This is a genomic window from Mycetohabitans sp. B2 (genome assembly GCF_021733735.1).
Lineage (GTDB): Bacteria > Pseudomonadota > Gammaproteobacteria > Burkholderiales > Burkholderiaceae > Mycetohabitans > Mycetohabitans rhizoxinica.
In genome coordinates this window covers 1-7921 of the sequence record NZ_JAHKSP010000007.1, presented here as the reverse complement: position 1 = coordinate 7921, position 7921 = coordinate 1, and the positions used below count along the sequence as shown (strand labels likewise).

Below are 7921 nucleotides of genomic sequence, written 5' to 3'. Positions count from 1 at the left end.
TTTGCGTTTGGATGACTCGAGTCTCTCCCCCAGGAGCCGGCACGATTTGCGCAAGGCCCCATGCTGGCCACGCGCTTAGCCCGAGCGCCACGAAGCGGGCCCGGCCCACACGCCACACTGGCTCAACACCCACTAAAATCCAACGCGTTGCCATATAGGTTAGCCTCGTCGGGCAATTTAACCACTTTAGTATAAAGGTTCGCCATTGCCCAACCACCTGTGCCGTGCCCCGGACACCGCCCCCATTCGATCGGAAAAAATACTGCGCGGGACGGACCGGCCCACCCCAGTGGGCCGCCCCGCCATGCCAATATCAGGCCCCCGCTGGCCGCGCCAGCCCCTATTTGCTAAGGAACACCTGCTTTGCCAACCTCGACAGCACTGGTACCCCTTCGCTACGCTGGTCCGCTTGCAGGGTGCGCGGCCCTGCTGCTCGGCGGCATTAAGCGCTTTGGCGCGAGCTTTATTGAAGACACCGAAATCAAACCACAACGACGTAATAATACGTTTATCGAGCTGGGCTTGACTCACCGGCATTATGTCGGCGGCGCACAGTTTGATGGCTTGCTCGCATACCGGCAGGGTCTGGGTTGGCTTGGCGCAACGCCAGCGTTGCCACGCGGCTATCCAACGTATCGACTGCGCATGGCATCGCTCGATGCGAATCTGTCCGTGCCGTTCACGCTCGCGAGCCAGCCGTTGCGCTACGTCAGCGCGGCACACGGGCAGTTCACCAACAACCGACTTTTTTATCTAGATGGCCTCACCATTGGCAGCCGCTACACCGTGCGCGGTTTCGATGGCGAGACAATGCTCGCCGGCGAACGCGGCTTTTACTGGCGCAACGAACTGCAAGCGCCGATTGCGCACACCGGGCAGCACGCTTACGCGGCGCTTGACTATGGTCAAGTCTTTGGTCCATTAACACAGGGCCAGGGCGGCACGCAGCTTGCCGGCGCGGCGCTAGGGTTGCGCGGCACGGTGCCCACGCGCTTGGCCACCTACACGTACGAGTTGTCTGCCGGCACGCCCCTGTATCGTCCATCGGCATTATCAACGGCCCGCGTCACAGTCGGCTTTCGACTGAGCGCGCAGTTGTAAGCGGGCACATAGTGTCGATCTCCATCCGTTTTCCCGTCTTTTTGACGAAGTCCTATGCGCATCCGAACGAGTAGCCTTGTGCTGTTTTTAGCCTTAGCGCTGTCCCTAACCTCTCATACCGCATTGGCAGCGGATCTAGCTGCCCATACTGTTGTTAGGCTATTTATAGACGCATGCATACCCAACATGGGAAAACCAGAGGATGTGCAAAAGTGAGCAGAAAAAATGCATTTGCGTGAAATCACCGATCCTATCCCATTGTATGTTTTCGTCGGAGAGGGAAAGAAAGGAAAGGCCTGGGCCGTGCCAACTCGCTACGGAAATTTCGCACTCGCTATACGCGGACAGACGCAAGCATGCGCTGTCTATGCGCAAGCAGCTAAGGCGGACGAAGTTGAGTCCATGTTCAGAAAGATAGTCGAAGGCAGCAAACGACCCGGGATGAATTTCGACGTGTTAGAAGATAAAACCTTGGAGGAGCCAACTGGAAATACACGTGTACTTGTGTATGAATTGTCTGCAATCGGCGCTTTAACCGGCTTTGTATTTATCATGCTGACTACCGAACGTCCAGGTGGCGCATTTCAAGCCTCTCTCCGGGTGGCCGCAGCCAACGTCGCTTCTTCATCAAAATAACGGGCGCATTCTGCTAACATGCGATGCACGCTCAGGCTGCCTATCCACAAACTGCTTGAGCGGTTCCGGCAACGAAATATTCATGCTTTGCATGGTTGGATTCTCCTTAAGAACCGCCTGCCGATATCGCGCCACTCGAATGGCAAGCTCTGTATTGCCGCGTGCATCGAACCACTTTGCCACCAGACATGGTGCCGTCGCTGCGCCAGGCGATACGATGGATTGCCACCCTGGGCGGCTACCTGAATCGCCGTCATGATCCACCACCCGGTGCCACGCTCATCTGGCGCGGCTTCCTCGCCTTACACGAAATCACCGAGATGTTCCGCATCCTTAATTCAGGTCCATAGCTTGTGAATAAAGCTCAGTCCTGAAGGCGCCAAGGTTCACCGCCCACCAAGCCAATCGGTCCCACGCCGCTCAACCACGCGGATGATGTATCGCATGCAGCGCCTTGAGGCGCTCGCGTGCGACATGGGTGTAGATCTGGGTCGTCGAAATATCACTGTGGCCAAGCAGCATCTGCACCACGCGCAGGTCCGCACCATGATTGAGCAGATGCGTCGCGAATGCATGCCGCAACGTATGCGGCGACAGCGGCACGTGAATGTCGGCACGCAACGCATATCGCTTGATGATGTTCCAGAATTGCTGACGCGTCATCGCGCCGCCGCGCGCCGTCACGAATAGGGCGTCGGCGCCACGCGTCCCGAGGAGCACCGCGCGCGCGTCGCGCAGGTAGCGCTCCAGCCAGCCTCGGGCCTCGTCGCCAAACGGCACCAGGCGCTCTTTCGCGCCCTTACCCATCACGCGCACCACACCCTCGTTCAACCCCACTTCGACCGTCTTGAGCGTGACCAACTCCGAGACACGCAACCCACTCGCGTACATCAGCTCAAGCATCGCGCGGTCGCGCAATCCAAGTGGCGTGTCCAGGTCCGGTGCACCCAGCAACGCCTCGACTTGGGCCTCGTTGAGCGAGGACGGAAAACGGGGCGGCTGCCGGGCCGAGCGGATGCGCAGCGTCGGATCGGCCGCGACGCGATGCTCACGCAGCGCCCACGCGAAGTAGCGCCGGAACACCGACAGGCGCCGGTTCGCGGAACTGGCCTTGCCATCGCTGCGCACCGCCAGGTAGCCGTTCAAGTCCGACTCGCGCGTCGCGTCAAGCGTGCGCTCGTGCGTCGCCGCGAGCCAGTCGCAATACAGCGACAAGTCGCGCCGATACGCATCCAGCGTATTGCGGGACAACCCATGCTCGAGCCATAGCGCGTCGCAGAATGCGTCGATCGCTTGCGCGCTCGTGTCGCGAGACGCGCTCGACTGTTGGGCTTGCACGTCGCTCATGCGTACAGCTCACCCTGCTGCGGCACGCGGATGCCTTCATGGCGCAGCAGCCAACACTTGACGTCATGAAAAAAGCCCTTGCCGGCATGATGCGCAAAGCCGCCGAGGCCGTTCGCCGCCACGACGCGATGACATGGAACGACCAGTGGCGCAGGGTTGGACCCGCACGCCTGTCCGACAGCACGCGGCACCGCGCCAATCGACGCCGCCAGCTGCCCATAGGTCCAGACAGTGCCGGGTGCAATGCGACAGATGCCGTCCCATACCCGGCGCTGGAACGCGGTGCCGGCGAGCGACAGCGGCAAGTCGAACACCGTATCGGCCTGTTCAAAATAGGCCACGATCTGCGCTGCTGCACGCCGGGCCAGCGCGTTGTCCGGCTCGCGCAGCAAGGTCGTGCCGGGCAGGTAAACAATTTCATGAACAAACCGGTCATCGCTGCGGATACCGACCCGTCCAAATGGTGCATCGATCACGGCATTGAACATGCCAATCCTCCTGGGTGCGCGCGGCGGTACGCGGCACGAACGGGTCGATTCTACGTCCGAATCGTGTCTGCGGCATCGCGACGGCTGGCTGATATGCGACGTCTATTCGTAGCCCAGCGCCCAGCGCACGTGCTCACGCACCAGCGCAGACGGATCGTCTTCGCGCTTGCGCAACGCCGCCAGCACAGCATCGCGCCCCTGCACACCGCCACCGGCGCGCAGCGCATTGCCGAGTCCGACCGCGAGATTGCGCAGCCAGCGCTCGTAGCCGATCCGGCGGATCGCGCTGCCCGCCAGGCGCGTGTCGAAATCCTGCTCGCTCCAGCCGAACAATTCGATCAGTTGCGCGCCGTCCAACCCATTGCGCACATCGAAGTCCGCGCACCCGCTCGGCTGCGCAAACTTGTTCCATGGGCACACGAGCTGGCAATCGTCGCATCCGTACACGCGGTTGCCAATCGCCTCGCGCAACTCGACCGGAATGCTGCCGCGCAACTCGATCGTCAGGTAGGAGATGCACTTGCGCGCATCAAGCCTGTACGGCGCCACGATGGCGCCCGTCGGGCACGCATCGATACAGCGCGTGCAGGCACCGCAATGCGCGCCCGCCTGTTGCGGCACACGCGACGGCTGGCTTTGCGCATCGGTGGGCAATGGCACATCGACAAAGATCTCGCCGAGAAAAAACAATGAACCGGCATCGCGATCGAGCAGCAATGTGTGCTTGCCACGCCATCCGAGTCCGGCCTTTTGCGCAAGTTCGACCTCCAGCACCGGCGCCGAGTCGGTGAACACGCGGTAGCCAAGCGGGCCGATGGCGGCTTCGATCCGCTCGGCCAATCGCTGCAGGCGCTGGCGCATCACTTTGTGGTAATCGCGACCGCGCGCATAAATCGAGACCACCGCCGCGCTCGGATCGGCCAGTCGCGCATGCTCGCGCGCGCGCCATGACGCCGGCGTCCCGGCAGGCAGATACGGCATCCGTGCGCTGATGACCCGTTGCGTTCCGGGCACAAGTTCGGCCGGCCGCGCACGCTTCATGCCGTGTTTGGCCATATAATCCATCTCGCCGTGATAACCTGCGTCGATCCACGCAGCCAGTCCCGCTTCGGCATGGGACAAATCGATATCGCAGATGCCGATGGCGCTGAAGCCCAACTCGCGCGCCCATTCGCGCACACGCCGCGCCAGCGACGCAAGGTCGGCGTCGGTGAGCATCGCGCGGTGAATCTCGGTATCCGGCGGTTGTTTCATCCTTTCTATTGTACGCAATGCCAGATGCACAAGCCTCGCCTCGTCCATTGACAGAACGCGTGTTCGCGCTGCCGAACGAGCACGCGGCTAACACGTTCGGCGCAACGTTGGCCGCGGCGATCACGGCGGCGATGCGGGCCGCGCCCGCGCATGGCATGCAGGTGCACCTGATCGGCGAGCTTGGCGCCGGCAAGACGACGCTGGTGCGCGCGATGCTGCGCGCACTCGGCCACGCGCAACGCGTGCGCAGCCCAACCTACACGCTTGTCGAGCCCTATACGATCGAGAATGTCGACGGCGCGCCGCTGTCGATCTATCACTTCGACTTATACCGCTTTGCGGATCCGGCGGAATGGGAAGATGCCGGTTTTCGCGAGTACTTCGACACCGGGGCGCTGTGCCTGATCGAATGGCCGCAGCGCGCCGGCGGCGTGCTTGGCGTACCCGACTTGCAGATCGAGCTTGAAGTCCAAGGCGAAGGCCGCAAGCTGACTGCGCGTGCCTATAGCGAAACCGGAAAAGAGTGCGTTGCCCGATGCTGATCAAACCGTTCCGCTCGATTGAATCCGCCGCGACCGCATCGCATTGCTGGCGACGCCGGCAGATCCTGCGCGCGGGCGCCTCGACACTGTTACTGGGCCTGGCCGCGCCGCGCACCGCGCACGCGGCCGCAGTGCTGGGCGTGCGCGTGTGGCCGGCGCGTGACTATACGCGTGTGACGATCGAGTCGGACCAACCGCTGCAGAACTCGCAAAAACTACTACAGGAACCGGACCGGCTCGTCGTCGATCTCGATGGACTGGAGCTGGACCAGACGCTAAAGGATCTGGTTGCGAAGATCACGCCCAATGACCCGCAAATCCAATCGGTACGCGTGGGCCAGTTCCAGCCGCACGTGGTCCGGATGGTGTTCGACCTGAAGGGGTCGGTCAAGCCGCAGGTGTTCGCGCTCACCCCGGTCGGCTCGTACAAGTACCGGCTCGTGTTCGACCTGTATCCGGCCGTGCCGCCCGATCCGCTGATGGAGCTGCTCGCGCAGACGCAACGCAAGGAGGAAGCGCTCGAGCAACGCTCGGTTCCGGGCGCGACGCTGTCGGGTCCGGCGCTCGCGATGCCGTCGCCGTCCGACGGCGCCCCAGGGCGCGACACGCTGGCCGGCATCGCACCGCCGGCCAGCGGACGCGGCCATGCGAGCGACAACAGCGATGCGTTCTTCCAGCGCTTTGCGCAAAGCGATGCGGTGCCGCCACGGGACACCCCATCGGCCAAGCCCAGCCAACCGCCGTCGGCGCCGCCGCGGCCCAACGGCAACACCGATGGGCGCGCGCTGGCGACGCGCCGCGACAACGACGGCTACGGCTTCAAAGTGCCGCCGGGCAAGTCCGGCACGGTCCGCCTGCTAACCGTAGCGATCGACCCCGGGCACGGCGGCGAGGATCCGGGCGCGATTGGCGGCGCCGGAACCTACGAGAAGCATGTTGTGCTGGACATCGGTAAGCGGCTACGCGCGAAAATCGACGCGCAGCCGAACATGCGGGCGATGATGACGCGCGACGCGGACTTTTTTGTGCCGCTTGCGGTACGCGTACAAAAGGCACGACGCGTCGGCGCTGACCTGTTCGTGTCGATTCATGCGGACGCGTTCACTTCGCCGCAGGCGCGTGGCTCGTCGGTGTTCGCGCTGTCCGAGCGCGGCGCCACCAGCGCCGCGGCGCGCTGGATCGCGCAAAAGGAAAACGCCGCCGATCAGATCGGCGGCGTGGATTTTAAGACCCGGGACGTGACGTTGACGCGGGCGCTGTTCGATATGTCAACGACCGCACAAATCCGCGACTCACTGAAATACGGCAATTACGTGCTCAAGGAGATCAGTGGCATCAACAAGCTGCACAAAGGCAGCGTCGAGCAAGCCGGCTTCGCGGTGCTTAAAGCGCCAGACATTCCATCGATCCTCGTAGAAACCGCGTTCCTCAGCAATCCGGATGAGGAGCAGCGGCTGAACTCCGAAGCGTACCGCGACCAGATGGCCAATGCGATCCTAAAGGGCATCAAGCGCTACTTCGCCGCGAATCCGCCGCTCTCGAAGAACCGGATGGCATAATGCGTCAGCGCGCCTACGGCTAGCCGGCTCGGCGCCGGCGCAACATCTTCCAGCCCGCGCCCAGTACCACCGGTACAACAGCCGTGGCTACGCCGACCAGTACGATCGTATTCAGGTGGTCGCGGATGAACGGAATATTGCCGAACAAATAACCGCACACGGTCAGCAGTACGACCCACAGCAACGCGCCTAGCACGTTGTAGAGCTGAAAGCGCATCATACTCATGCCGGATACGCCGGCTACAAACGGTGCAAACGTGCGCACCACCGGTACAAAGCGCGCGAGCACGATCGTCTTGCCGCCGTGGCGCTCGTAAAATTGATGCGTCTTCATCAGCGCAGCCCGATCCAGGAAGCGTTCGCCAAACTTCCAATGCGCATCGAAGACTTTCGGTCCGATATAGCCGCCGATCAGATAATTCACCGTGTTTCCGCCGATTGCCGCCACTAGTAACAGCACGTTCAGCAATAGCAGGTCCAGTGAGCCGGACGCGCTGAACGCACCACCAATGAACAGTAGCGAATCGCCCGGCAGAAACGGCAACACGACCAAGCCGGTTTCGCAGAACACGATCAGGAACAGCACGACATACACCCAAGCGCCGTACTGCTGGATGAAGTCGCCCAGAAACTTGTCGATATGCAGAACTAGGCTAAGAAATTGCAGGAAGGTATCCAAAAGACATCCTTGAAACCACGGAAATTGGCGTGGATGATACCGGAATACTCCGTCTGCTTCGATGAATCCATCCGGTCGCCAGCGCACCCAACCCCGTCACGACCGGGCAGCGGCGCCTCGCTATAATAGATGGATGTCACAGTCCATTGAGCCGAGCATGTCCGACGCGGCGCGCCCACCCGTTGACGGCGAATCGCCACCGGCGACGCCGTCGCCCCCTGTCGTCGATCCGGCCCCTGTCATCGATCCGGCCTCCGCCGTAGATCCGGCCCCCGCCGCCGATCCGGCCTCCGTCGCAGATCCGGCCCCCGGCGC

At 62.4% G+C, this 7921-nt stretch carries 8 protein-coding genes and 2 pseudogenes; 6 read left to right on the top strand and 4 right to left on the bottom strand.

Features of this window, described 5'->3' with window-relative positions:
• Positions 1-444: 444 nt before the first annotated feature.
• The 3 genes and pseudogenes from KPG66_RS01845 to KPG66_RS01835 all read left to right on the top strand — a co-directional run.
• A pseudogene (locus tag KPG66_RS01845) lies at positions 445-1101 on the top strand (ShlB/FhaC/HecB family hemolysin secretion/activation protein); the annotation flags it as partial.
• Positions 1102-1326: 225 nt separating this feature from the next.
• A complete protein-coding gene (locus tag KPG66_RS01840) occupies positions 1327-1737 on the top strand; it encodes an NMCC_0638 family (lipo)protein (protein ID WP_237069845.1) in 411 nt (136 codons plus the stop codon).
• A 125-nt stretch (positions 1738-1862) separates the two neighbouring features.
• Positions 1863-2087, top strand: a complete 225-nt coding sequence (locus KPG66_RS01835; protein WP_336886340.1) for an IS4 family transposase — start codon at positions 1863-1865, stop codon at positions 2085-2087.
• Between the two features lie 70 nt (positions 2088-2157).
• On the opposite strand, the gene xerD is transcribed toward KPG66_RS01835, so the two are convergent.
• From xerD to queG, 3 genes are all read right to left on the bottom strand, one after another.
• Entirely contained in the window at positions 2158-3084 is a 927-nt protein-coding gene (xerD, locus tag KPG66_RS01830) for a site-specific tyrosine recombinase XerD (protein ID WP_237069843.1), read from the bottom strand.
• Complete coding sequence (locus KPG66_RS01825) at positions 3081-3572, bottom strand: methylated-DNA--[protein]-cysteine S-methyltransferase (protein ID WP_013434219.1); 492 nt, start codon at positions 3570-3572, stop codon at positions 3081-3083. The genes xerD and KPG66_RS01825 overlap by 4 nt, the downstream gene beginning before the upstream one ends.
• Before the next feature lie 102 nt (positions 3573-3674).
• On the bottom strand, positions 3675-4826 hold the full coding sequence (gene queG, locus KPG66_RS01820; protein ID WP_237069842.1) for a tRNA epoxyqueuosine(34) reductase QueG: 1152 nt from the start codon (positions 4824-4826) through the stop codon (positions 3675-3677).
• 17 nt (positions 4827-4843) lie between these two features.
• On the opposite strand from queG, the gene tsaE reads away from it, so the two are divergent.
• Together tsaE and KPG66_RS01810 are read left to right on the top strand one after the other, a co-directional pair.
• Positions 4844-5368, top strand: a complete 525-nt coding sequence (gene tsaE, locus KPG66_RS01815; RefSeq protein WP_237069841.1) for a tRNA (adenosine(37)-N6)-threonylcarbamoyltransferase complex ATPase subunit type 1 TsaE — start codon at positions 4844-4846, stop codon at positions 5366-5368.
• A complete protein-coding gene (locus KPG66_RS01810) occupies positions 5362-6927 on the top strand; it encodes an N-acetylmuramoyl-L-alanine amidase (protein WP_041753044.1) in 1566 nt (521 codons plus the stop codon). The genes tsaE and KPG66_RS01810 overlap by 7 nt, the downstream gene beginning before the upstream one ends.
• Positions 6928-6946: 19 nt before the next feature.
• Here KPG66_RS01810 and KPG66_RS01805 read toward each other — a convergent pair whose 3' ends face one another.
• Positions 6947-7606: a DedA family protein gene (locus KPG66_RS01805; RefSeq protein WP_237069840.1), complete on the bottom strand. Its 660-nt coding sequence runs from the start codon at positions 7604-7606 to the stop codon at positions 6947-6949.
• A 133-nt stretch (positions 7607-7739) separates the two neighbouring features.
• On the opposite strand from KPG66_RS01805, the pseudogene KPG66_RS01800 reads away from it, so the two are divergent.
• Positions 7740-7921: pseudogene (locus KPG66_RS01800) on the top strand (hypothetical protein); the annotation flags it as partial.

Excerpts from the sequence above, each read along its gene's own strand:
- KPG66_RS01840 (WP_237069845.1), top strand. The coding sequence starts at position 1,327 with ATGCATTTGCGTGAAATCACCGATCCTATCCCATTGTATGTTTTCGTC.
- xerD (WP_237069843.1), bottom strand. The coding sequence starts at position 3,084 with ATGAGCGACGTGCAAGCCCAACAGTCGAGCGCGTCTCGCGACACGAGC.
- KPG66_RS01825 (WP_013434219.1), bottom strand. The coding sequence starts at position 3,572 with ATGTTCAATGCCGTGATCGATGCACCATTTGGACGGGTCGGTATCCGC.
- queG (WP_237069842.1), bottom strand. The coding sequence starts at position 4,826 with ATGAAACAACCGCCGGATACCGAGATTCACCGCGCGATGCTCACCGAC.
- tsaE (WP_237069841.1), top strand. The coding sequence starts at position 4,844 with ATGCCAGATGCACAAGCCTCGCCTCGTCCATTGACAGAACGCGTGTTC.
- KPG66_RS01810 (WP_041753044.1), top strand. The coding sequence starts at position 5,362 with ATGCTGATCAAACCGTTCCGCTCGATTGAATCCGCCGCGACCGCATCG.